This window comes from Pseudomonas sp. Au-Pse12 (genome assembly GCF_021341665.1).
Lineage (GTDB): Bacteria > Pseudomonadota > Gammaproteobacteria > Pseudomonadales > Pseudomonadaceae > Aquipseudomonas.
Genome location: NZ_JAJTTH010000002.1, coordinates 720,978 through 745,424, shown reverse-complemented (window position 1 = coordinate 745,424; position 24,447 = coordinate 720,978). Strand labels below are relative to the sequence as shown.

General features: G+C 62.2%; 22 protein-coding genes. 6 read left to right on the top strand and 16 right to left on the bottom strand.

The annotated features are described in order from the left end of the window. The first annotated feature begins 201 nt into the window (after window positions 1-201). Together LXM55_RS08045 and LXM55_RS08040 are read left to right on the top strand one after the other, a co-directional pair. Complete coding sequence (locus tag LXM55_RS08045) at window positions 202-1,785, top strand: peptide chain release factor 3 (RefSeq protein WP_233319890.1); 1,584 nt, start codon at window positions 202-204, stop codon at window positions 1,783-1,785. A gap of 262 nt (window positions 1,786-2,047) precedes the next feature. After that, entirely contained in the window at window positions 2,048-2,284 is a 237-nt protein-coding gene (locus LXM55_RS08040) for a hypothetical protein (protein WP_233319889.1), read from the top strand. 104 nt (window positions 2,285-2,388) lie between these two features. Here LXM55_RS08040 and LXM55_RS08035 read toward each other — a convergent pair whose 3' ends face one another. The 11 genes from LXM55_RS08035 to LXM55_RS07985 all read right to left on the bottom strand — a co-directional run bounded on the left by LXM55_RS08035 (window position 2,389) and on the right by LXM55_RS07985 (window position 15,421). Continuing rightward, the gene (locus tag LXM55_RS08035) at window positions 2,389-3,360 is read right to left on the bottom strand and encodes a peptide ABC transporter ATP-binding protein (RefSeq protein WP_011059230.1); all 972 of its coding nucleotides are present in this window, start codon (window positions 3,358-3,360) and stop codon (window positions 2,389-2,391) included. Then, window positions 3,360-4,328, bottom strand: a complete 969-nt coding sequence (locus LXM55_RS08030; RefSeq protein WP_233319888.1) for an ABC transporter ATP-binding protein — start codon at window positions 4,326-4,328, stop codon at window positions 3,360-3,362. Before LXM55_RS08030 ends, LXM55_RS08035 begins: the two co-directional genes overlap by 1 nt. Before the next feature lie 10 nt (window positions 4,329-4,338). Next, the gene (locus tag LXM55_RS08025) at window positions 4,339-5,250 is read right to left on the bottom strand and encodes an ABC transporter permease subunit (RefSeq protein WP_011059232.1); all 912 of its coding nucleotides are present in this window, start codon (window positions 5,248-5,250) and stop codon (window positions 4,339-4,341) included. 11 nt (window positions 5,251-5,261) lie between these two features. Then, complete coding sequence (locus tag LXM55_RS08020; protein WP_233319887.1) at window positions 5,262-6,272, bottom strand: ABC transporter permease subunit; 1,011 nt, start codon at window positions 6,270-6,272, stop codon at window positions 5,262-5,264. 73 nt (window positions 6,273-6,345) lie between these two features. Continuing rightward, entirely contained in the window at window positions 6,346-7,941 is a 1,596-nt protein-coding gene (locus LXM55_RS08015) for an ABC transporter substrate-binding protein (RefSeq protein ID WP_233319886.1), read from the bottom strand. Between the two features lie 78 nt (window positions 7,942-8,019). After that, window positions 8,020-9,426, bottom strand: a complete 1,407-nt coding sequence (locus tag LXM55_RS08010) for an OprD family porin (RefSeq protein ID WP_233319885.1) — start codon at window positions 9,424-9,426, stop codon at window positions 8,020-8,022. 167 nt (window positions 9,427-9,593) lie between these two features. Further along, entirely contained in the window at window positions 9,594-11,195 is a 1,602-nt protein-coding gene (locus LXM55_RS08005) for an ABC transporter substrate-binding protein (protein WP_233319884.1), read from the bottom strand. 309 nt (window positions 11,196-11,504) lie between these two features. Further along, complete coding sequence (locus LXM55_RS08000) at window positions 11,505-13,130, bottom strand: ABC transporter substrate-binding protein (protein WP_233319883.1); 1,626 nt, start codon at window positions 13,128-13,130, stop codon at window positions 11,505-11,507. 113 nt (window positions 13,131-13,243) lie between these two features. After that, entirely contained in the window at window positions 13,244-13,681 is a 438-nt protein-coding gene (locus LXM55_RS07995; RefSeq protein ID WP_233319882.1) for a hypothetical protein, read from the bottom strand. A 264-nt stretch (window positions 13,682-13,945) separates the two neighbouring features. After that, the gene (locus LXM55_RS07990; protein ID WP_233319881.1) at window positions 13,946-14,509 is read right to left on the bottom strand and encodes a cupin domain-containing protein; all 564 of its coding nucleotides are present in this window, start codon (window positions 14,507-14,509) and stop codon (window positions 13,946-13,948) included. A 195-nt stretch (window positions 14,510-14,704) separates the two neighbouring features. Then, window positions 14,705-15,421, bottom strand: coding sequence for an SIMPL domain-containing protein (locus tag LXM55_RS07985; RefSeq protein WP_233319880.1), 717 nt, complete (start codon window positions 15,419-15,421; stop codon window positions 14,705-14,707). A 243-nt stretch (window positions 15,422-15,664) separates the two neighbouring features. On the opposite strand from LXM55_RS07985, the gene LXM55_RS07980 reads away from it, so the two are divergent. The 3 genes from LXM55_RS07980 to LXM55_RS07970 all read left to right on the top strand — a co-directional run bounded on the left by LXM55_RS07980 (window position 15,665) and on the right by LXM55_RS07970 (window position 19,306). After that, window positions 15,665-16,927: an ATP-binding protein gene (locus LXM55_RS07980; protein WP_233319879.1), complete on the top strand. Its 1,263-nt coding sequence runs from the start codon at window positions 15,665-15,667 to the stop codon at window positions 16,925-16,927. Next, a complete protein-coding gene (locus tag LXM55_RS07975) occupies window positions 16,920-17,480 on the top strand; it encodes a response regulator transcription factor (protein ID WP_233319878.1) in 561 nt (186 codons plus the stop codon). Before LXM55_RS07980 ends, LXM55_RS07975 begins: the two co-directional genes overlap by 8 nt. 98 nt (window positions 17,481-17,578) lie before the next feature. After that, window positions 17,579-19,306 (top strand): ABC transporter ATP-binding protein/permease, encoded by a 1,728-nt coding sequence (locus LXM55_RS07970; protein WP_233319877.1) that lies wholly within the window; start codon window positions 17,579-17,581, stop codon window positions 19,304-19,306. Window positions 19,307-19,350: 44 nt separating this feature from the next. On the opposite strand, the gene LXM55_RS07965 is transcribed toward LXM55_RS07970, so the two are convergent. Both LXM55_RS07965 and LXM55_RS07960 read right to left on the bottom strand, forming a co-directional pair. Further along, a complete protein-coding gene (locus tag LXM55_RS07965) occupies window positions 19,351-19,542 on the bottom strand; it encodes a hypothetical protein (RefSeq protein WP_233319876.1) in 192 nt (63 codons plus the stop codon). A 13-nt stretch (window positions 19,543-19,555) separates the two neighbouring features. Further along, a complete protein-coding gene (locus LXM55_RS07960; RefSeq protein ID WP_233319875.1) occupies window positions 19,556-21,196 on the bottom strand; it encodes a phospholipase in 1,641 nt (546 codons plus the stop codon). 257 nt (window positions 21,197-21,453) lie between these two features. Here LXM55_RS07960 and LXM55_RS07955 point away from each other — a divergent pair, with 257 nt between their 5' ends. Then, a complete protein-coding gene (locus LXM55_RS07955) occupies window positions 21,454-22,395 on the top strand; it encodes an AEC family transporter (protein WP_233319874.1) in 942 nt (313 codons plus the stop codon). Window positions 22,396-22,455: 60 nt separating this feature from the next. Here the strand turns inward: LXM55_RS07955 and LXM55_RS07950 are convergent, their stop codons facing one another. Genes LXM55_RS07950 through LXM55_RS07940 form a run of 3 tightly spaced genes read right to left on the bottom strand, consistent with a single transcriptional unit; the run spans window position 22,456 to window position 24,322 of the window. Continuing rightward, window positions 22,456-22,836, bottom strand: coding sequence for a carboxymuconolactone decarboxylase family protein (locus LXM55_RS07950; protein ID WP_233319873.1), 381 nt, complete (start codon window positions 22,834-22,836; stop codon window positions 22,456-22,458). After that, window positions 22,833-23,897: a calcium/sodium antiporter gene (locus LXM55_RS07945; RefSeq protein ID WP_233319960.1), complete on the bottom strand. Its 1,065-nt coding sequence runs from the start codon at window positions 23,895-23,897 to the stop codon at window positions 22,833-22,835. The genes LXM55_RS07950 and LXM55_RS07945 overlap by 4 nt, the downstream gene beginning before the upstream one ends. A 50-nt stretch (window positions 23,898-23,947) precedes the next feature. Further along, complete coding sequence (locus LXM55_RS07940; protein ID WP_233319872.1) at window positions 23,948-24,322, bottom strand: septal ring lytic transglycosylase RlpA family protein; 375 nt, start codon at window positions 24,320-24,322, stop codon at window positions 23,948-23,950. Window positions 24,323-24,447: the final 125 nt, after the last annotated feature.

The following is a 24,447-nucleotide window of genomic DNA, read 5'->3' as shown; positions in this document are numbered from 1 at the left end:
TTGCTGATATTTCAGCCCCAGACGACAGAGCGTGACAGGGGAGTGGACGTCTCCACGTTTTAAAAGGTTCCATAATTGGCAGCATTTAGCCACCGTTCATTTGCCAGTCGGTCGCCTGGCCGGTGGGGGCAGCTGTGGCCCGCGAGCGGTTGTCTGGGCTATAATCTGCGCCCTTTTTTGATCACCGCCAGGCGATTTCCCATGACCCAACAGGCCGCCGAAGTCGCGAAACGCCGCACTTTCGCCATTATTTCCCACCCGGATGCGGGTAAGACCACCATCACCGAGAAGCTCTTGCTGATGGGCAAGGCCATTGCGGTGGCGGGCACGGTCAAATCGCGTAAGTCCGACCGCCATGCCACTTCCGACTGGATGGAGATGGAGAAGCAGCGGGGTATTTCCATTACCACGTCGGTCATGCAGTTCCCCTACCGCGAACACATGATCAACCTGCTGGACACCCCGGGCCACGAAGACTTCTCGGAAGACACCTACCGCACCCTGACCGCGGTGGACTCGGCGCTGATGGTGCTCGACGGCGGTAAGGGCGTTGAGCCCCGGACCATCGCCCTGATGGACGTCTGCCGTCTGCGCGACACGCCGATCGTCAGCTTCATCAACAAACTCGACCGCGACATTCGCGACCCGATCGAGCTGCTGGACGAAATCGAAGCAGTGCTGAAGATCAAGGCTGCGCCGATCACCTGGCCGATCGGTTGCTACCGCGACTTCAAGGGCGTGTACCACCTGGCGGACGATTACATCATCGTCTACACCCCAGGCCACGGCCACGAGCGCACCGAAACCAAGATCATCGAGAAGCTCGATTCCGACGAAGCCCGCGCCCACCTGGGTGACGAGTACGAGCGCTTCATCGAGCAGTTGGAGCTGGTGCAGGGTGCCTGCCATGAGTTCAACCAGCAGGAGTTCCTCGACGGCCAGCTGACCCCGGTGTTCTTCGGTACCGCCCTGGGCAACTTCGGTGTCGACCACGTGCTGGACGCCGTGGTGGATTGGGCGCCGCTGCCGCTGCCGCGTGTAGCCAATGAGCGCAGCGTGGCGCCGCAGGAAGAGAAATTCAGCGGTTTCGTGTTCAAGATCCAGGCCAACATGGACCCCAAGCACCGCGACCGTATTGCCTTCATGCGCATCTGCTCGGGCAAGTATGAGAAGGGCATGAAGATGCGCCACGTGCGCACCGGCAAGGACGTGCGCATCGGCGACGCCCTGACCTTCTTCTCCTCCGAGCGTGAACAGCTGGAAGAAGCCTACGCTGGCGACATCATCGGCCTGCACAACCACGGCACCATCCAGATCGGCGATACCTTCACCGAAGGCGAGGCCCTGGGGTTCACCGGGATCCCGCACTTTGCCCCGGAACTGTTCCGCCGCGTGCGCCTGAAGGACCCGCTCAAGTCCAAGCAGTTGCGTCAGGGCCTGCAACAGCTGGCCGAAGAGGGTGCGACCCAGGTGTTCTTCCCCGAGCGCAGCAACGACATCATTCTCGGCGCCGTCGGTGTGCTGCAGTTCGATGTGGTGGCCAGCCGCCTGAAGGAGGAATACAAGGTGGAGTGCTCCTATGAGCCGATCACCGTGTGGTCCGCCCGTTGGATCGAGTGCAGCGACAAGAAGAAGCTCGAAGAGTTTTCCAACAAGGCGGTGGAAAACCTGGCCCTGGACGGCGGTGGTCACCTGACCTACTTGGCGCCGACCCGGGTCAACCTGGCGCTGATGGAAGAGCGCTGGCCGGACGTGAAATTCCGCGCCACCCGCGAACACCACTAAGTTCGCCGGCAAGCCCCGAAGCCCCGCTGTGCAGACTGCGGGGCTTTTTTATGCGCGCAGGAATGGCCCGTCGCCGCCCCTGCGGGTTGTGGTGTCTTCCTGGGAGCGCCGTTAGTCGGAAGGGCTTGGACGGCTCGGGTATCGATAGGGGGCTATCTGGAAAAGCCGGGAGATCACGACTAGGTTTCAGACAGTGCTGTGGTCACTGTACGGCAGGGCTTGCAGCCTTCGAAGATTCACCTATGAAGGGATGGAATCGGCTATGAGAATTTTCCAACGCGTTGTGCTGTTGATCAAAGTGCTGGTGATGCTGTCGCTCGGAACTTCGGCGGCCTGGGCCCACAACCTGATGCAGGTGAAAGAGCCGGGCTATCAGTCGAGCCAGAGCGCACCGGTGCAGATGCTTGCCAAGTCCGACTCGGAGCCGGGCGATGAAGGCCAGGGCGGCAGTTCAGGCGATGACGATCAGACCACCGATGAAGGCGACAGCCAGGGCTAAAAGAAACCCCCAGCGACGGACTGATGCGCAATCCGTCGCCAGGGGCGGGTCGAACAAGGTTCAGGCGCTCCCGGAGGCATTCGGGAGCGCCTTTTTCATGGCCGCTACAGCACGAATTGCTCGGCGTAGTGGCAGGCCACTTGCCGGCTGTCGAGTTGGCGCAGGGCCGGCTCTTCGGTGCTGCAACGCTCGGTGGCGTAGGGGCAGCGCTTGTGGAAGGCACAGCCGGGTGGCGGGTTCAGCGGGTTGGGCAGTTCGCCGACGATCTTGATCTTCGGCTTGTCCGGGTCTGGATGAATGGTCGGGGTCGCCGACAGCAGGGCCTGGGTGTAGGGGTGCAGGGGGCGGGTGTAGATGTCCTCCTTGGGGCCCATTTCCACCGGCCGGCCGAGGTACATCACCAGCACCTGGTCGGCGACGTGACGCACCACCGCCAGGTTGTGGGAGATGAATACGTAGGCGGTGTTGAATTCCTGCTGCAGGTCCATGAACAGGTTCAGCACCTGGGCCTGGATCGACACGTCCAGGGCCGAGGTCGGTTCATCCGCCACCAGCACCTTGGGTTGCAGCATCATCGCCCGGGCCAGGGCGATGCGCTGGCGCTGACCGCCGGAGAACATGTGTGGGTAGCGCTGGTAATGCTCGGGGCGCAGGCCCACCTGTTTCATCATGGCCTGGACTTTTTCCCGGCGTTCAGCGGCCGACAGCTTGGTGTTGATCAGCAGCGGTTCGGCCAGTTGATCGCCGATTTTCTGCCGCGGGTTGAGCGAGGCATAAGGGCTCTGGAACACCATCTGCACGTCTTTGCGCAGCTGCTTGCGCTGGGCCTTGTCGGCACCGGCGACTTCCTGCCCGGCGATCTTCAGCGAGCCGGAGGACGGCTCCTCGATCAGGGTCAGGGCCCGGGCCAGGGTGGACTTGCCGCAGCCGGACTCGCCGACCACGGCCAGGGTCTTGCCGGCTTCCAGCTCAAAGGACACGCCGTTGAGGGCGCGTACGGTGGCGTGGCCCTTGAACAGGCCTCGGGACACTTCGTAGTGACGGGTCAGGTCGCGGGCGGTAAGAACGACGGCCATTACGCCACCTCCTGATTCAGCGGGTAGAAGCAGCGCACCAGGCTGGCGGCTTGCGGATCAAGGCTGGGGCGCTGCGCACGGCACTTCTCTTGCACGTACGGGCAGCGCGGCGACAGCAGGCAGCCCTGGGGCCGGTCGTAGCGCCCGGGGACGATGCCCGGCAGGGTCGACAGGCGCGTGGCGCCGAGGCTGTGCTCGGGGATCGCCGCCAGCAGCGCTTCGCTGTAGGGGTGCGCGGGGATGTCAAACAGCTGCGGCACCTGGCCGACTTCAACCGCCTGGCCGGCGTACATCACGCACACCCGCTGGGCGGTTTCGGCCACCACGGCGAGGTCGTGGGTGATCAGCACCAGGCCCATGTTCTGCTCCTTTTGCAGGTTCAGCAGCAGGTCCATGATCTGCGCCTGGATGGTCACGTCCAGGGCAGTGGTGGGTTCGTCGGCGATCAGCAGCTTGGGTTCGCCGGCAATCGCCATGGCAATCGCCACCCGCTGGCTCATGCCGCCGGACAGTTGGTGCGGGTAGGCGTCCATGCGGCTGGCAGCACCGGGGATTTCGACCTTCTCCAGCAGTTCGATGGCGCGCTTTCGTGCGGCCTTGCTGGACATCTTCAGGTGCAGGCGCAGCACTTCCTCGATCTGGAAGCCCACGGTGTAGCTGGGGTTCAGCGCGGTCATCGGGTCCTGGAAGACCATGGCCAGGTCCTTGCCGACGATCTGCCGGCGCTGGCGGGCGCTGAGCTTGAGCATGTCGCGGCCGTCGAAGCTCAAGGCATCGGCGGTGACGATGCCGGGGTGCTCGATCAGGCCCATCAGGGCCATCATGGTCACCGATTTGCCGGAGCCGGATTCGCCGACGATGGCCAGCACTTCGCCCTTGTCGACCTTGAGGTCGAGGCCATCGACCACCGGCACCGCCGTGGCGTCGCCGAAACGGACATTGAGATTCTTGATTTCTAGCAGTGACATGGGAATCTCCTCAGGCGGCGTTCTTGAGTTTCGGGTCCAGCGCATCGCGCAGGCCGTCGCCCATCAGGTTGATTGCCAGCACGCTGAGCAAAATGGTCAGGCCCGGCAGGCTCACCACCCACCAGGCGCGTTCGATGTAGTCGCGGGCCGAGGCCAGCATGGTGCCCCACTCCGGCGTCGGCGGTTGCACGCCCAGGCCGAGGAAGCCCAGGGCGGCGGCGTCGAGGATCGCCGAGGAGAAGCTCAAGGTGGCCTGGACGATCAGCGGCGCCATGCAGTTGGGCAGCACGGTGATGAACATCAGGCGCGGCAGGCCGGCACCGGCCAGGCGCGCAGCGGTCACGTAGTCGCGGTTGAGCTCGCCCATCACCGCGGCGCGGGTCAGGCGCACGTAGGACGGCAGGGACACCACGGCAATGGCGATCACGGTGTTGATCAGGCCTGGGCCGAGGATGGCGACAATCGCCACGGCCAGCAGCAGCGAGGGCAGGGCCAGCATGATGTCCATCAGGCGCATGATGGTCGGGCCCAGCAAGCGCGGGAAGAACCCGGCGAACAGCCCCAGGAGAATCCCCGGGATCAGCGACATCACCACCGACGACAGGCCGATCAGCAGCGACAGGCGCGAGCCCTGGATCAGGCGCGACAGCAGGTCGCGGCCCAGTTCATCGGTGCCCAGCAGGAACTGCATCTGCCCGCCTTCGAGCCAGGCCGGCGGGGTCAGCAGGAAGTCACGGTATTGCTCGCTGGGGTTGTGCGGTGCCACCCAGGGGGCGAACAGTGCGCAGAACACGATCAGCAGCATGAACAGCAAGCCGGCCACCGCGCCCTTGTTGCGGGAGAAGTGCTGCCAGAACTCTTTGTAGACGGACGGATAGAGCAGGCTTTGATCGACTGCTACTGAGGAAGTTGGAGTGCTCATTAGTCTTGATCTCAGCGCTGATGACGGATGCGTGGGTTGGCAAAGCCGTAGAGGATGTCCACCACGAAGTTGACCATGATCACCAGGCAGGCGATCAGCAGGATGCCGTTTTGCACCACGGGGTAGTCCCGGGCGCCGATGGCTTCGATCAGCCACTTGCCGATGCCCGGCCAGGAGAAGATGGTTTCGGTCAGGACCGCACCGGCCAGCAGCGTGCCGACTTGCAGGCCGACCACGGTCAGTACCGGAATCAGCGCGTTACGCAGGCCGTGGACGAACACCACCCGCGCCGGCGACAGGCCCTTGGCCTTGGCGGTGCGGATGTAGTCCTCGCGCAGCACTTCGAGCATCGAGGAGCGGGTCATCCGGGCGATCACCGCCAGCGGAATGGTGCCCAGCACGATGGCTGGCAGGATCAGGTGTTGCAGGGCATCGAAGAAGGCGCTGGTGTCTTCGGCCAGCAGGGTGTCGATGAGCATGAAGCCGGTTTTCGGCTCGATGTCGTAGAGCAGGTCGATACGCCCGGACACCGGGGTCCAGCCCAGGCTTACCGAGAAGAACATGATCAGGATCAGGCCCCACCAGAAGATCGGCATCGAATAGCCCGCCAGCGAGATGCCCATCACCCCGTGGTCGAACAGCGACCCTCGCTTCAAGGCGGCGATCACCCCCGCCAGCAAGCCGAGTACGCCGGCGAACAGCAGGGCGGCCATGGACAGCTCCAGGGTCGCGGGGAACAGCGAGGTGAATTCGCTCCACACGCTGGTGCGGGTACGCAGGGACTCGCCCAGGTCGCCCTGGGCCAGCTTGCCGATGTAGTCCAGGTACTGGGCGTACAGCGGTTTGTTCAATCCAAGGCGTTCCATTGCCTGGGCATGCATCTCAGGGTCGACCCGACGCTCGCCCATCATGACTTCCACGGGGTCGCCGGGAATCATGCGTATCAAGGCGAAGGTCAGCAAGGTGATGCCGAAGAATGTGGGAATCAGCAACCCCACACGGCGGGCAATAAAACTAAACATCTTCTGAAGTACCTCAATCAGCCGGTTAGGCGTTCCCGCCATCCTTGGGGTCAAGGACGGCGGGCGTTTCTTATTACTTCACTTGGGTGGTAGCGAAGTTGTTGGTGGTCAGGGGGCTCTGGTGATAACCCTCGACGTTCTTGCGCATGGCGGTGAACACTTTCGGATAGGCCATGGGGATCCACGGTTGGTCCTGTTCGAACACTAGCAGGGCCTTTTCATAGAGCGCGGCGCGCGTGGCAGGTTCAGTGTCTCCGCGGGCCTGGTCGATCAGCTCCTGGAACGCCTTATTGCACCAGCGGGAGTAGTTTTCGCCGTTTTTCGCCGCGTCACAACTCAGGTTCGGGGTCAGGAAGTTGTCCGGGTCACCGTTGTCCCCCGCCCAGCCGGCCGACACCATATCGTGTTCGCCGTTTTTCGCACGCTTGAGCATCTCGCCCCATTCCATGACGCGGATCTCAAGCTTGAGGCCGATCTTGGCCAGGTCGGCCTGCATCATCTGCGCACCGAGCAGGGGGTTGGGGTTGGTCGGGCCGCCGCCGTTGCGGGTGAACAGGGTGATCACGGTACCGTCCGGCACCCCGGCGTCCTTGAGCAGGGCGCGGGCCTTGTCCAGGTCCCGGGGCGGATTCTTCAGGCTGTTGTTGAAGCCCAGCAGGGTCGGCGGATAGGGGTCGGTGCCAATCAGCGCGTTGCCTTTGCCGTAGAGGCTGTTGACGTAGGCTTCCTTGTCGAAGGCGATGTTGATGGCTTTGCGTACCCGCACGTCGCTCATGTATTTGCGGGTGGTGTTCATGGCGATGTAGCTGGTGGTCATGGCCGCCAGTTCGTCGACCTTGAGGTTGGCGTCGGCCTTGATGCTGGGGATGTCATCGGGCTTGGGGTACAGGGCAACCTGGCACTCGTTGGCCTTGAGCTTCTGCAGGCGCACGTTGTTGTCGATGGTGATCGCCAGCACCAGCGGGTCGGCCGGTGGCTTGCCGCGGAAGTAGTCCGGGTTGGCCTTGAAGCGTACCTGGGCGTCCTTGGCGTAGCGGTTGAAGATGAAGGGGCCGGTGCCGATGGGCTTGCTGTTGAGGTCGGCCGTCTTGCCTTCCTTGAGCAGCTTGTCGGCGTACTCCGCCGGGAAGATCGATGAGAAGGCCATGGCGATGTCGGCCAGGAATGGCGCTTCACGGCGGGTCAGGGTGAAGACCACGGTGTGCTCGTCGGTTTTCTCGACGCTTTTGAGCAGTTCCTTGAAACCCATGCTTTCGAAGTAGGGGAAGCCCACGCTGGACTTGTCATGCCAGGGGTGCTTCGGGTCCAGCTGGCGCTGGAAGCTCCAGAGCACGTCGTCGGCGTTCATGTCGCGGGTCGGGGTGAAGTAGTCGGTGCTGTGGAACTTGACGCCCTTGCGCAGGTGGAAGGTGTATTGCAGGCCGTCCGGGCTGATGTCCCAGGACTCGGCCAGTGCCGGTTCGATGTCAGTGGTGCCGGGCTTGAAGTCCACCAGTCGGTTGAAAATGGTTTCCGCCACTGCGTCGGCCGTGACTGCAGTCGTGTACTGGACCATATCGAAGCCTTCCGGGCTGGCTTCGGTACAGACCACCAAGGGTTTGGCTGTGGCGCCGAGGGCGGCGCTCAGCAGGGCGGCGCCAATGGCCGCTTTCAGGGGAAGCATGTTCATCAGGAACCCTCTGCAATCGATTGAACCAGATTAGCTTGAACGGCGGATTCGTCATGAATCCGCCCTTCAACTGGTGGGTTAGAGAATATTGAACGGGATGGTGGTAACCAGGCGGAACTCGTTGATGTTGCCGTCGGCCTGGTTCTTGCTCGCGCGGTGCGTGGTGTAGGTGGCACGGATCGCGGTGGCTTTCAGTGGCCCGCTCTGCACGGCGTAGGAGGCGCCGATGCCGTATTCGTAGTGGGTTTCGCCATCCATGGTTCTCACACCGTAGAGCTTGCCTTCGGAGTTGATGCCGCCGTAGGCGCTGCCGGTGTAGTGGGTACCGTCGATGCCCCAGCCGCGAGCCTGGTAGACGTTGAACTTGAGGCCGGGCACGCCGTATTCGGCCATGTTCAGGCCGTAGGCGATCTGGAAGGATTTCTCGTTCGGGCCGTTGAAGTCCGAGAGCAGGGAGTTGGCCAGGTAGATGCCGTTGGTTTCGTGCAGGTAGTCGAAGTACTCGTTGCCGCTGACTTCCTGGTACGAGAAGGTCAGGCTGTGGGCCTGGTGGGTCAACCCCATGGACAGGGAGTAGGTATCGTTGTCGATCTCGCCCATCTCTTTCTTGCCGGTGTCGACGGTCTTGTAGTAGTTCAGGCCGGTGGTCAGGCTCAGCACCGAGCTGTCGCCCAGCTCGTGGGTGGCGCCGAAGTAGTACTGGTTCCAGAAGTCTTCCACCTTGGAGGCGTAGAGGCTGGTCTTCAGGCTTTTCAGCGGCTGGTAGTTGAGGCCGACGATGCTCACGCGGTCGGTCTCGGCGGTGTTGCTGGTGTATTCGGAGCGGAATTTCGACAGGCTCTGTTCGGTCCGTGGCGATACCCGGTCGAAGGTGCCGGCATCGAACGACAGGTTGTTGAACTCTTCGCTGTGGATGCTCACCCCTTCAAAGCTCGAAGGCAGTGCACGGTTGCCGATGACGTCGACGATCGGCGTGCTGAAGTTCTGCCGGCCGGCGGTCAGGGTGGTGTTGGACACGCGGAACTTGACGTTGGCCAGGCCGAGCTTGCTCCACTGGCCCACGGCGTCACCGTCGGAATGGGTCAGGGTGCGGTTGTTCTTGCCGGCGATGTCCTTGCGGTCACGATCCAGAGCAATAGCGTTGTAGGCCGCGACTTCGGTGCTGACGCCCACGGTGCCTTCGGTGAAACCCGAGGTGTAGTTGAGGATGGTGCCCTGGACCCAGTTGATCCGACGCGGAGTCGAGGTATCTACACCATTGTGGTTGTACGAAAAACGGTCATTGCGACGTTTCAGCTCGTTGGCGTACCAGTTGCGCGTGGTGCCCGACAGGCTTTGTCCTTCGATGAACCCCTTGGCTTCAGCCTGGGCCTTGGTGCTGTTGAGTTCAGTCGGGACGAAGTCCTGGCTGACGTTCTCCGCATAGGCCGTGGCGGTGATGCTACTGATAGCCAAGGCTAACAATGCGCTGCTGCTCAGTTTCATGGGTGAAGCTCCTTTGTTTTCTTTTTTTAGATGCCGGTTTTTTTGGGCCGGCTGGTTTTTGGAACTCATTCAAGGCATCGCAAACGTTTGCATCAGGCTGATTCGCCAAATTCAGGCAAAGCGCCTGCGTGGGGGCGAAAAACGCCCCCAGGGTTTTGGCTCATCGGTTATGGGGCCAGGCTGACATCCGAGAAGGCGTTACGGCCGAACGGGCTGACCTTGAAACCCTCTACTTTTGCGCTCAATGGCTGGTTGATCGTCGAGTGGGCCACGGGTGTGATCGGCACCTGTTGCTTGAGCAACTGCTGGGCCTGTTGGTACAGCAGGCTGCGTTGCTCACGGTCGGTGACGACCTTGGCCTGCTTGATCAGCTTGTCGTATTGCGGGTTGCACCACATGGAGTAGTTGTTGCCGCCGATGGCGTCGCAGCTGTACAGGGTGCCCAGCCAGTTGTCCGGGTCACCGTTGTCGCCGGTCCAGCCGATCAGGCTGATGTCGTGCTCGCCATTCTTGGTGCGCTTGATGTACTCGCCCCATTCGTAGCTGACGATCTTCACCTTGAGGCCGATCTTCGCCCAGTCGGACTGCAGCATTTCGGCCATCAGCTTGGCGTTGGGGTTGTAGGGGCGTTGCACGGGCATGGCCCACAGGGTGATTTCCGTGCCTTCCTTGACCCCGGCGGCCTTGAGCAGCTCGCGGGCCTTTTCCGGGTTGTAGGGGGCATCCTTGATGGTGGTGTCGTAGGACCACTGGGTCGGCGGCATGGCGTTGACGGCGAGTTGCCCGGCGCTCTGGTACACGGCGTTGAGGATGCTCGGTTTGTTCACCGCCATGTCCAGCGCCTGGCGCACCTCGAGCTGGTCGAAGGGTTTGTGCTGCACGTTGTAGGCGATGTAGCCCAGGTTGAAGCCGGGCTTTTCGATGACTTGCAGTTTCGGGTCGTTTTTCAGCGCATCGATATCGGCGGGGCGCGGGTGCAGGGTCACCTGGCATTCGCCGGCCCGCAGCTTCTGCACCCGCACCGAGGCATCGGTGTTGATGGCGAAGATCAACCGGTCGAGCTTGACCCGGCTCGGGTCCCAGTAGTGTGGGTTGGCGGCGTAGCGGATCTGCGAGTCTTTCTGGTAACGCTGGAACACGAACGGCCCGGTGCCGATGGGTTTCTGGTTGATCTGGCTCGGGGTGCCGGCCTTGAGCAGTTGCTCGGCGTATTCGGCGGAGAGGATCGCGGCGAAGCTCATGGCCAGGTTCTGGATGAACGCCGCGTCCACGGTATTGAGGGTCATGACCACGGTCAGCGGACCGGTTTTCTCGACCTTGGCGATGTTCTTGTTCAGGCTCATGCCGTTGAAGTAGGGGAACTCCGTCGGGTAGGCCTTACGGAACGGGTGATCGGCGTCGAGCATGCGGTTGAAGGTGAACAGCACATCGTCGGCGTTGAGGTCGCGGCTTGGCTTGAAGTAGGGCGTGCTGTGGAATTTCACCCCTTCACGCAGGTGAAAGCTGTAGGTCAGGCCGTCTTCGGAAATGTCCCAGCTCTTGGCCAGTGCGGGCAGCACGTTGGTGGCGCCTTTCTCGAACTCCACCAGCCGGTTGTACAGCGGCTCGGCGGCGTCGTTGTCGGTGGCGGTGGTGTATTGCGCGGTGTCAAAGCCCGCCGGGCTGCCTTCGGAACAGAACACCAGGCTGCGTTCGGCGGCGCCGCTGATGGCGCTGGCGGCCAGCAGGCCAGTGCCCAGCAGGGCCGAGAAAATCAGGGAATGACGCATGACGGTCCATCTCCATTTTTTGTGGTGAAGATCAATGAACCATGGCTCCTTCCTGGAGCCTGTACAGGTCATTGATGCCAAACCATGGCGCTAGCAAATGCCCATTGGCAGACGCGGTTTTGCCTTGCCTCGACGTTAGGGGGCGAGGGCAGGGGCGTATATCCGCAGTGCCTGAAAACGCTGTAGGAATCAGCTCTGAATTCGTCGGACCGCTCTGTGTCAGGGCGGTATCTCGTCACGTCGGGCGGATTCTTCCAGTGTGGGCCGGTAAAACAACGGCGACGTCAGGGACGTCGCCGTTGCAGAACCTTATTTGCCGATGCTGACGCCATAGAAGGAGTTCAAGCCGAATGGGCTGATTTTGAAATCCTGCACGTTGGCGCGCATGGGTTGGAACACCGTCGAGTGTGCGATCGGTGTCATCGGTACAGCGTCCTTGAGGATGTGTTGCGCCTGCTTGTACAGCTCGGTGCGTTTGGCGACATCCGAGGTGGCCTTGGCTTGCTTGATCAGGGCGTCGTAAGGCTTGTCGCACCATTTCGAGAAGTTGTTGCCGTTCATTGCATCACAGCCGAACAGGGTGCCCAGCCAGTTGTCGGGGTCACCATTGTCGCCGCTCCAGCCGATGATCATCGCCTGGTTTTCACCGCCCTTGGAGCGCTTGATGTACTCGCCCCACTCGTAGCTGACGATGTTCACTTTCAGGCCGATCTTGGCCCAGTCGGACTGCAGCATTTCGGCCATCAGCTTGGCGTTGGGGTTGTACGGGCGTTGTACCGGCATGGCCCACAGGGTGATCTGGGTGCCTTCCTTGATGCCGGCTTCCTTGAGCAGCTCCTTGGCTTTCTCAGGGTCGTACTTGGCATCCTTGATGGTGGTGTCGTAGGACCACTGGGTCGGCGGCATGGCGTTGACCGCCAGCTGGCCGGCGCCCTGATACACCGAGTCGATGATCTGCGGCTTGTTCACCGCCATGTCCAGGGCCTGGCGCACCTTGAGGTCGGCCAGCGGGTTGGCGTCGGTGCGGCCCTTGAGAACCGGCATCACGTTGTAGGCGATGTAGCCGAGGTTGAAGCCTGCCTGTTCAGGCATCTTCAGGGTCTTGTCTTCCTTGAGCGCCTTGAGGTCGGCCGGACGCGGGAACAGGGTGACCTGGCATTCGTTCTTCTTCAGCTTCTGAATGCGCACCGACGGGTCGGTGGTAATGGCGAAGATCAGGTTGTCGATCTTCACGTCTTCAGGTTTCCAGTAGTCCTTGTTGCCGGTGTAGCGGATGTTCGAGTCTTTCTGGTAGCTCTTGAACACGAACGGGCCGGTGCCGATCGGCTTCTGGTTGATGTCGCTGGCCTTGCCTTCCTTGAGCAGCTTGTCGGCGTACTCGGCGGACTGGATCGAGGCGAAGCTCATGGCCAGGTTCTGGATGAACGCGGCGTCCACGGTCTTGAGGGTGAACTTGACGGTCTTGTCGTCGACTTTCTCGACCTTGGTGATGTTGGTGTCCATCCCCATGTCGGTGAAGTACGGGAATTCGGTGGGGTAGGCCTTACGGAACGGCATGTCCTTGTCGATCATGCGGTTGAAGGTGAACAGCACGTCATCGGCGTTGAAGGTGCGGGTCGGGGTGAAGTACGGCGTGGTATGGAACTTGACGCCTTCGCGCAGGTGGAAGGTGTAAGTCAGACCGTCGTCCGAGATGTCCCAGCTGGTGGCCAGGCCCGGGATGACGGCGGTGCCGCCCCGTTCAAACTGGCTGAGGCGGTTGTACAGGGTTTCGGCTGAGGCGTCGAAGTCGGTTCCGGTGGTGTACTGGCCAGGGTCGAAACCGGCCGGGCTCCCTTCAGAGCAGAACACCAGGTTAGTCGCCGCCTGGGCGAAGGGGGCGCTGGCAAGCAAGCCGGCGCTGACTAAAAACGGAAGGACTGCTTTCTTGAACATGGTGGCCTCATGATTTGTTGTCATTTTTGGTGTAGAGGGCGACCTTGTGAGTCGACCCGCCGATACTTATGCAGCCCTCATACCCAATGCAAGATGCAGGGCTGCCACAAGTCTCAAAGAGTGGAACGAACGTACAGGAATGACGCATTTGTATAAAACTTGACGCATTTGATCGTTTGCGCTGGTGTTTTGTGGTGCATGTGCTGCCTTTTTTCGGGGCAGGCGGTGCGTGTCGCGCGCCCTGTCGGTGCGTTGCAGGGGCGAGCGCCGGCCGACGCGCGGTAGGGACGCCTGGCCTTGATGGTCTGCTGCATAGGTTCGTTGCATTCGGCTGACCGGCTGGTGCGGGGCGGCTGGGTAAGGGAGGCCGTGGAGAACGGATGCCCGTGATCGTGCAGGCGATGGCGAGTGAGCAGCACATCGTCGGCGGTGTTGAAATCGGGGCTCGCAGTGAAGTTGTCACTGTGGAGGTGGCTGGTGGCGGTTGACGGTGCAATGCCGCGGGTCATCCCAGCTGTGTGCCAAACCTGAAGCGCAAAGGTCTTATCCATGCAAACCTCATTTTTCTTTTTCTAGGGCATGTCTGAGGATTGGCCTTGTGGGCCATGGAAACTCGCCTGTTTATGGGGCGTGGATGCAGCCCCGTGGACCCTGTGCGGCGACGGCGATCGTTATTGGTGTTGTTGATTGTCGATTCGCCGATGCCGAAATTAAGTCATGCTGAAATCGCGGTCAACGAAAATTAAGCGTGACTAACATTTCTCCTTGTGCGCACGTTTGTCGGTGAGGGGCGGCGTGGCAGCCAGGCGTTGGGTTCAGGCCGCTGAATGGTCGTCGAACAGGCCCATGGTGGTGACGGTCAGCACTTCCGCCGGGCCATTGCCAACATTGGCCAGGCAATGTGTCTTGGTCGCGTCGAAGTGCACCGAGTCTCCGGCGCTGAGCGGGTATTGCTGACCTTCGATGGTGTAGGCGATCTGCCCAGAAAGCACGTAGGAAAACTCCGAGCCGTCATGGGAAATCAGCTCCGACTGATAGCCCACCGGTATGTTCATCTTCACCGCGTTGATCAGGTTGCCCGGAAACGAGCTGGACAGGCGTTCGTAGGCCAGTGGCTGGCCTTCGATGGTGTAGCGCACTCGCTTGCCGTCGTGGGAGTCGGGCTGTGCCTGAATCGGCTGGTCGAACAGGGCGTTCAGCGGAACGTTCAGAGACTTGGCAATGTTGACCAGGGACGAGATGGAGACCCCGGTGAGGTTGCGTTCTGCTTGGGAGAGGAAGCTGGCCGTCAGGCCGGACTCGCTGGCAATCTGGCGCAGGGTTTTCTTGGCGGCGCGGCGATAGCGGCGCAGGCGTTCGCCGATGCGATCTGCGGTCATTGAAGAGACTCTTATAGGAAAGGCGCAGTATACCCGGCGGACGTCAATAACATCTGACCTGCTCCGTACCGAGGGCCATAACTCTAACATCACCGAGCTGAGTTCCCCGGGGCCGGGGTTGAAATAGTTGGTAACGAAAAACGGCGATAACCTGCCGGCAGAAGGTTATCGCCGCTGGAAGTGACGGGCAGAAGCTTAGGGCATCAGTACTTCGATGGCGCCGTCGGCGGTCATGCTGACCTGGCTGGTGCCGGCCTCGACTTCCGGCGTCACTGGGGCCGAATCCATGCTGGCGGCCTTCATCATCATCGGCGCACGCATGTAAGGCTGTGGATAACCGTTGCTGTTGAGGTTCAGGTTGACGATCTTGTAACCCTTGCCGCCCAGGGCCTCGGTGGCCAGTTGCGCACGGGCCTTGAAGGCCTTGACCGCGTCCTTGAGCAACGCGTCTTCGCTGGCCTTGCGGGTTGGATCGGCGATGGCGAAGTCCATTCCGCCCATCTTCAGGTCGCCCAGCAGTTCCCCGGTGAGCTTGGACAGTGCGGCGAAGTCGGCGCTTTCCAGGCGCAGCTCGGCGCGCTCACGCCAGCCGGTGATCTTCTGGCCCTTGCCGTCGTAGATCGGGTAGCTGTTGCGGCTGCCCTGGCGCAGGGTCACGTCCTTGACCTGGCGTGCCTGGCCCAGGGCCTTGTTCATGGTGGTGGTGATTTCTGCGGCGAGCTTGGCCGGGTCGGTGTTCTGCGATTCGCTGTAGAGAGTCACGATCATCAGGTCGCGGGCCACTTCCTGGCTGACTTCGGCACGCAGGGATATCTGGTTGTAGTGCAGTTCATCGGCGGCCAGGGCGGGCAGGCTGGTGAGGGCGCCGGCGCTGAGGGCGAGAAGGGCGACGCTGCGACTGAAATGCTGCATGAAAACTCCTTGAGTGCGGTCCGCAGGATAAGGTCAGAGCCTGGGTGAAACCTTCAGACATATGAGGCAGCGGCAAGTTTCAAGCGACAAGCTGCAAGAAAAGCCGATGCGCTTGTAGCTTGTAGCTCAAAACTCGCGGTTTGCCGCTGTTTTTGTGTGGCGCTTTGCCGCAGTTTTGCCTGCGCCGGGGGTGGCTTGGTTATACTCCCGGCGATTGCCCTGGAGCGCTCATCAGGAGAGCTCATGCTCGCCCCCGTAAAATTGTTGTCCGCCACCCGTCAGAACCTCTGGCGCCTGACCTTTATCCGCACCCTGGTGCTGGCCGCTCAGGCCGGTTCGGTGGGGCTCGCCTACTGGCTGGACCTGCTACCGCTGCCCTGGTTGCAACTGGGCGTGACCCTGATGTTTTCCATGGTGCTGTGCGCCTTCACCGCCATCCGCCTGCGGACCTCCTGGCCGGTGACGGAGCTGGAATACGCCCTGCAACTGGCCTGTGACCTGTTTATCCACAGTGTCCTGCTGTATTTCTCCGGCGGATCCACCAACCCCTTCGTGTCCTATTACCTGGTGCCCCTGACCATCGCCGCGGTGACCTTGCCCTGGCGCTACTCGGTGGTGCTGTCGGGTATCGCCCTGACGCTCTATACCCTGCTGCTGGCGCGCTTCTATCCCTTGCAGACCTTCCCCATCGCCCGGGAAAACCTGCAGGTCTACGGCATGTGGCTGAGTTTTGCTCTGGCTGCGGCGGTGATTACGTTCTTCGCCGCGCGCATGGCCGAAGAACTGCGTCGCCAGGAAGAACTGCGAGCGATTCGTCGTGAAGAGGGCCTGCGCGACCAGCAGTTGCTGGCGGTGGCAACCCAGGCCGCCGGCGCTGCCCACGAGTTGGGCACGCCCCTGGCGACCATGAGCGTGCTGCTCAAGGAAATGCGCCAGGACCATCCCGACCCACTGTTGCAGGATGACCTCAGCGTGCTTCAGGACCAGGTCAAGCTGTGCAAGGAAACCTTGCAGCAGCTGGTACGTGCCGCCGAGGCCAACCGCCGCCTGGCGGTGGAAATGCAGGAAGTCACCCAGTGGCTGGACGAAGCGCTGAACCGCTGGCACCTGATGCGCCCGGAAGCCAGCTACCGTTTCCACCTGCTCGGCCAAGGGCCGGTACCGCGCCTGGCGCCGCCGCCGGACCTGACCCAGGCCCTGCTCAACCTGCTGAACAATGCCGCCGATGCGTGCCCGGAAGGCCTGGAAGTACGCCTGGACTGGGATGCGGAAAACCTCACCATCAGTATTCGCGACCACGGCGCCGGAGTACCCTTGGCCATCGCCGAGCAGATCGGCAAGCCGTTTTTTACCACCAAGGGCAAAGGCTTCGGCCTGGGCCTGTTTTTGAGCAAGGCCAGCGTGACCCGTGCTGGCGGCTCAGTGAAACTCTACAGTCATGAGGAAGGCGGAACGCTCACCGAGCTACGCCTGCCCCGTGCCGCCCGAGGAGACGACCATGAGTGAAGAGATCCAAGTCGAAGGCGAGGAACTGCCGCACCTGTTGCTGGTGGATGATGACGCCACCTTTACCCGCGTGATGGCGCGCGCCATGAGCCGCCGGGGCTTTCGCGTGAGCACCGCCGGTTCCGCCGAAGAAGGCCTGGCCATTGCCCAGCAGGATCTGCCGGATTACGCGGCGTTGGACCTGAAGATGGACGGCGACTCCGGGCTGGTGCTGCTGCCCAAGCTGCTGGAGCTGGACCCGGAGATGCGCGTGCTGATCCTCACCGGCTATTCCAGCATTGCCACCGCCGTGGAGGCGATCAAGCGCGGTGCCTGCAACTACCTGTGCAAGCCGGCGGATGCCGATGACGTGTTGGCCGCGCTGCTCTCCGAGCACGCCGATCTCGATACCCTGGTGCCGGAAAATCCGATGTCGGTGGATCGTCTGCAGTGGGAACACATCCAGCGCGTGCTGACCGAACACGAAGGCAACATCTCCGCCACTGCCCGGGCCCTGGGCATGCACCGCCGCACCTTGCAGCGCAAACTGCAGAAGCGCCCCGTCCGTCGCTGAACCGCGACTGAACGAATGTCCGCCGGGCGTCGTGAAAAAGCGAGCCGATCTACTATGATCGGCTCAACGCTTGTCCCTCTTCCTATCGAGCCTCAACGATGAATCAGAACGCTGAATACTCCGCGGTCAACGATGCTGTGCGCGGGCAATTCTTTCGCCGGGTCTGGGCCATGACCACGCCCTACTGGCGCAGTGAGGAGAAGGGCAAGGCCTGGTTGCTGCTGATCGCGGTCATTGGCCTGTCGCTGTTCAGCGTGGCCATCTCGGTGTGGATCAACAGCTGGTACAAGGATTTCTACAACGCCTTGCAGAAGAAGGACGAGGCGGCGTTCTGGCACTTGATCCTGTATTTCTGCGGGATTGCCGCGGTAGCGATCCTGGGGGCGGTGTACCGTCTGTACCTGACCCAGATGCTGACGATCCGCTGGCGGGCCTGGCTCACCGAGAAGCACTTCGCCCGCTGGCTGGGCAACAAGAACTACTACCAGCTGGAGCAGGGCGGCTACACCGATAACCCGGACCAGCGGATCTCCGAGGACCTCAACAGTTTCACCAGCAATACCCTGAGCCTGGGCCTGGGGCTGATCCGCAACATTGTCAGCCTGGTGTCCTTCTCGATCATCTTGTGGGGTGTGTCTGGCAGCATCGAAGTGTTCGGCTACACCATCCCCGGCTACATGTTCTGGTGTGCGCTGGTCTATGCCCTGGTTGGCAGTTGGTTGACCCACCTGATCGGGCGTCGCCTGATCGGCCTGAACAATCAACAACAACGCTTCGAAGCCGACTTGCGTTTCTCTATGGTGCGAGTGCGCGAGAACGCCGAGAGCATTGCCCTGTACAACGGCGAGAACAACGAAAACCAGCGCTTGAGCAGCCGCTTCGGCAAGGTCTGGCACAACTTCTGGGACATCATGAAAGTGTCCAAGCGCCTGACCTTCTTCACCGCCGGCTATGGCCAGATCGCGATCATCTTCCCGTTTATCGTCGCAGCCCCGCGGTACTTCTCGGGCAAGATCGAGCTGGGCGAGCTGATGCAGATCAACTCGGCTTTCGGCAACGTCCAGGAGAACTTCAGCTGGTTCATTACCGCGTATTCGGACCTGGCCGCCTGGCGTGCCACGTGTGACCGTCTGTTGAGCTTCCGCCAGGCCATGAGCGACAACGAAGAGCGCCCGCCGGCCATCGATGTGCAACATCAGGGCGCCCAGTTGCAGGTGCGCGATCTTGGCCTGGACCTGGCTGACGGCCGGCATTTGCTGGCCGGTGCCCAGATGACCGTGAAGCCCGGCGAGCGGTTGATGCTCAGTGGTCGCTCCGGCAGTGGCAAGAGCACCCTGCTACGCGCCATGGGCCGGCTGTGGCCGGCAGGGCACGGGAGCATTCTGCTGCCGAACCAGCGTTACCTGTTCCTGCCGCAAAAACCTTATTTGCCGATTGGCAGCCTGCGCGAAGCCCTGAGTTATCCACAACCGGGCGACAGCTACCCGCAGGAGCGTTATGCACAGGTCCTGGAAACCTGCCGCCTGCCCCATCTGGTGGCGCGCCTGGACGAGAGCAATCACTGGCAGCGCATGTTGTCGCCGGGTGAGCAGCAGCGGCTGGCATTTGCTCGAGCCCTGCTTTACGCGCCGCAGTGGCTGTATATGGACGAGGCCACGTCGGCCATGGACGAAGAAGATGAGGCCTCGCTGTATCAGGCTCTGATCGACCAGTTGCCGGGCTTGAGCATTGTCAGCGTGGGCCATCGCAGCAGTCTCAAGCGCTTCCATCCACGGCACATTCGTATCGAGCAAGGGCGTCTGCTGGAGCAGGCTGTCACCGCTTGACGGCATTCGTGCGGTGCCGCCAAGCCCGCTCCTGCAACCGGCGATCAGGCTGCGTGCAGGATGGAGCGGTCCACGCGCACGGCCAGTTGGCCACTTCCCGGCTTGGCGTTGAAGGTCACGTTGCCGTGTTCGTCCACATTGGCCCGGGCGATCGGGGCGCCGTTGAGCAGCAGCTCCAGCGGCGCACCCTTGAGGGATTGGCCGGAGGCCAGTTGCAGTTTCAGGTTGATAGCCATGGTGATCTCCTTATCAGGCGTTGCGGTCGATGAAGCGGCTGGCGTTCTTGTCGATGGAACCGATCAGCTCCGGTGAGCCGCCACGGAACTGGCGGAACACATTGCGCCCCGTAGCGCTGCTGTTGCTGGTGCCGGCGGGGATGCTCAAGGTCGGCTGGAAGCTGTCGCTCAGTTCCACATAGGCCGACCAGGGGCCGATGTACGACTCGCTCAAGCCGTTGGTTTCGCTGATGGCGTAGCGTACCGCCTGCCCGGGGAGCCAGTTGGGTTCGCTGGGGCTGTGGCTTTGCCAGCCGTCGGCAAGGATTGTTGGAACCGCGCTGGGGGTTTCCAGGTAGCCGGCCGGCTTGTTCGGGTTGTAGTTCTTCAGCAACAGGTAGGTGCTCCAGCCCCACCAGTTGTCGATGGTCTTGCTGTCGTTGAGGTTGTTGACGTCGCTGCGGCGCAGCACTTTGTCGCCGCTCATCACGAACAGCGGGGAGAAGTTGCCGCTCCTGGCGGCGTTCAGGTCCGGCAGGGCTTTGAGCGCCGCGTAACTGCCGGGAGCCGGCAGGTTGCCGCTGAGGTAGCTGGCGAAGACCTCGTCCGCCGAACTCTGCACCGCCTGCTTTACCTGCTGGCGGTTGCGGTGGTCGACGCTGTCGAAGTAGCGCTTGTCGCCATAGGCGTGCCAACGATCGCCCTGGGCGTTGCTGACATTCAGGCCGAACTTGCTGTCCTCGTCGTGCATGAAGCGGGTGATCAGCGAGCCCAGGTCACTGGGGGTGACCACGGCCGCCAGCTGTTTGCGCGGCACGCGCACATGGCCGGCGGAAAACAGGTCCGTGAGGAAGTGATCGGCGAAGGCGTTCATTGCGTAAGCCAGTTGCAGTTGCCCGTCGTCTGCCGATTTACCGGCCAGTACCGCTTGTTGCAGGGCTGCCGTGTGCCCGGCGATGTAAGCCGCCAGAGCCCATTCGCCAAAGTGGTCGGCGTTGTTGGCGGCCAGTTTCAGGTAGCGACCCAGCGGGAACAGCGCGGAAACCAGGCTGCCGCCACCGGTGATCTTGTTCCACTCCTCGGACAAGGTATCGCCCAAGGCGTCATAGGCTTCATGGGGTTGTTTGCCGTCACGGATCGCCTGGTTGGCGGCGACGATTTCCTTCTGCATCACCGCGAGGATCTGCCGGGCTTCGTCCTTTGCCGCCGGCAACACGGCGAGCGAGTTGAACGCTGCGGTAAAACGCTGCACCCGATCGCTGGGGGTCGCGCCTTCGCAGATCGGCTGCTCGGGGATGCCGTAGAAATCACCGCCCAGGGCCACTACTTGGCCGTAGGTCAGGGCCAGGCCGTTGGGCAGGTGCAGTTCGACTTGCCAGGCCGGGATGGCCGGTGCGTCCTTGACGAAGCGCAGCAGGGTGCTGTCGCCGATGGCGGTGTGTTCGCCCCCCTCGAAACGCAGCTGGGGCTGGCCTTTGATTGCTTTTTGCAGCGTGCGGGGAAGGTCTTCCGGGCGGTGGTACTTGATGGTGTGGTGGCCGTCGGCGACCAGCATCAAGGTGTCGCCATCGCCGGAAATAGCGATGCCTTGTTCAGTGAACAAGCGGTCCAGGTCGGCAATGATCTTGCTGGCCTGTTGTGGTTGTGGCTGCGTCTGTGCAGAGAGTCCTGACATTTCTAGCTCCTTGATATGTCATGGTTATGCTTGGTTTAACTGTATGTATATACAGTTAATTTGAGCATAGAGGAAAACGTTTCCTCGTCAAGAAATGAATGGCCTGTTGCGGGGATTTTCTTCCTGGCCCGGGATGGCGTGCGTCGGGCGGTGTTTTTCGTGGGGCAGGCGTGCAAGCTGGGGAGAGGCGACAGGCGGCAATGTGTGGATTGAATTATCATTAGCGCCCTAACGACAGGCTCAAGGTCCACCCGTCCATGCTGGCTATTTTTCTCGAAACCCTGACGATCACGGCCCCGGTCTTTGCCATGCTGCTGCTGGGCCTGTTGCTCAAGCGGGTGGGGTGGATCAACGACAACTTCATCCATACGGCCTCGGCCCTGGTGTTCAACGTCACCATGCCGGCGTTGCTGTTCCTCGGCATCGTCCACGCCGACCTGCGTTCGTCATTGAGGCCCGGGGTGCTGATCTATTTTTCCGTGGCTACCCTGGCGTGCTTTGCCCTGGCCTGGGGCTGGGCGATCTGGCGTTGCCCGAAGGCTGACCGCGGGATCTATACCCAGGGCGCGTTCCGCGGCAATAACGCGATCATCGGCCTGGCCCTGGCGGCCAGCATGTACGGCGATTACGGCATCTCCCTGGGCGCGGTGCTCGCGGCGCTGGTGATTCTTTTCTACAACACCCTGTCGACCATCGTCCTGGCGGTCTACAGCCCGGTGATCAAGTCCGATCCCTGGAGCATCTTCAAGAGCGTGATCAGCAATCCACTGATTGTCAGCGTGCTGGTGGCCGCGCCGTTTGCCTACTGGCAGAACGGTCTTCCCGGTTGGCTGGAAACCTCGGGGCGCTACCTGGCACAGATGACTCTGCCTCTGGCGTTGATCTGCATTGGCGGCACCTTGTCCCTGGCGGCCTTGCGCAACAGTGGCGAGCTGGCGATCAGTTCGAGCCTGCTGAAGATGGTCAGCCTGCCGGCATTGGCGACCCTGGGGGCCTGGCTGTGCGGGTTCCGCGGGGCGGAGTTGGGGATTCTGTTCCTGTACTTCGGCAGCCCCACGGCGGCGGCGAGTTTTGTCATGGCCCGGGCGGCCAATGGCAATCACGAACTGGCCGCGGCGATCATCGTCATCACCACGGTAATGGCGGCGGTGACCACCAATATCGGGATTTTCCTGTTGCAGTGGGGTGGGTGGATCTAGGCCTCGCCGAGCAAGCCGGCCCCTGCGCGCGCTTTGCGTAGGGACCGGAAAATAGCGGGTTCACTGCGGTGGTTGATAGGCGTCAATCACTTCCTGAGCCGCGCGAAACGCATCGATGGCCGCCGGCACCCCGGCATACACCGCGCAATGCAGCAGCGCTTCACGAATTTCCTCGACGCTGCAGCCGTTGTTCAGCGCGCCGCGCACGTGGCCCTTCAATTCCTGCGGGCACTTGAGTGCGGTCAGGGTCGCCAGGGTGATCAGGCTGCGGGTCTTCAGCGGCAGGCCGTCACGGTTCCACACGCCGCCCCAGGCATGTTCGTTGACGAAGTCCTGCAAGGGCTGGGTGAACTCCGTGGCGTTGCCCAGAGCGCGATCGACGAACGCATCGCCCATCACCTGGCGACGCATCTGCAACCCGCTTTTCTTGTTCTCGCTCATGGTGCTTCCTTCTTGTGTTGGCGGCGCCAGGCCCGTAGCGAACTGAACAGCAGGAACGCCACCAGCGCCGGCAGGATGAAAAACAGCATCAGGTGTTCCAGCTTGCCGGCCAGGGGCATGCCGGTGGTGAAGGACACCACGTGCAGCCCGTAAGCCAGGTACAAGCCCAGAAACAGCAGGCCTTCGGCTCGGGTCACGCGGTAGCCGGAATAGAACACCGGCAGGCACAGCACGGCGACGCCAAGCATCACCGGCAGGTCGAAATCCAGCGCGTTGGGCGAGACCGAAAGAGGGCTCGGTGCCACCAAAGCGGTGAAGCCCAGCACGCCCAGCAGGTTGAACAGATTGCTGCCGATGATGTTGCCCACGGCAATCTCGCGCTGGCCGCGCAGGGCCGCCAACAGCGACGTGGCGAGCTGGGGCAGGGAAGTGCTGACGGCAATCACCGTCAGGCCCATGACCCGTTCCGACAGCCCCAGGTCGTCGGCCACGGTAACGGCGGCGCCCAGCAGCAGGTGCCCGGCGAACACCAGCAGGCTCAGGCCGAGCAGCACCATCAACAGGCTGCTGATCCGCGGGGCCCAAATGCGTGGGCTGGCTGGCCCGGGTGGGTGAAGGCGTTGCGAGTGTCGGGACTGGCGCAACAGCAGGCCCAGGTACAGCGCCAGGGCGGCCAGCAGGATCAGGCCATCGGTGGGGGTCAGGTGTTCGTTGTAGGCCAGCACGAACACCAGCAGGCTGGCGCCGATCATCAGCGGGATGTCCAGGCGCACCAGTTGCCGCGAGACCCGCAGTGGAATGATCAGTGCCGACAGGCCGAGGGTCACCAGGATGTTGAAGATGCTGCTGCCGATCACGCTGCCCACGGCAATGTCGGTGTTGCCGGCCAGGGTTGCCTGCAGGCTGATGGCCATTTGTGGCGCGCTGCTGCTGAAGGCGACGATGCTCAGGCCGATGATCAGTGGGCGCATGTGCAGGCGCGCGGCCAGGCGGATGGCAGCGCGCACCAGCAGTTCGGCGCCGGCGATCAGCATGACCAGGCCGCTGATGAGCTGGATCAGGCTGAGCAGGGGCAGTTCGGCGAAGGCGGTAATGGCTCGGGCTCCGAAGGTCAGTCGCTGAGGGCTTGGATGCGGACTTTGGCGGTGCCGCTGCGCAGCATGTCCAGTTGTTGGGCGGCGGCGCGTGAGAGGTCGATCAGGCGGCCGCGGGTGTGTGGGCCTCGGTCATTGATGCGTACCACGACGCTTTTGTCGTTGCCCAGGTTGGTGACTTGCACCCGGGTGCCGAAGGGCAGTTCGCGGTGGGCGGCACTCAGGCCGTTCTGGTCGAAGGGCTCGCCACTGGCGGTGCGTTTGCCGTGGTGCCGAGCGCCGTAATAAGAGGCGGTGCCGGTTTCGTCATAACCCCGTGGGTCGATGACGTGGCTGGTGGCGCAGCCGGTGAGCAGAGCGAGCAGGGCGCTAGTGGCAACCAGACGCTTCATTCGTGAGCTCCGATGGTTGATGTGGCGAGGGAGCAGGCTCCCGCTGGTCTGTCTGGCAGACCGCAAGCCGACGCCGACGTTCCTTGCAGGGACGGCGGTGGCCGGTTTGCAGTCGCTGTGCGACC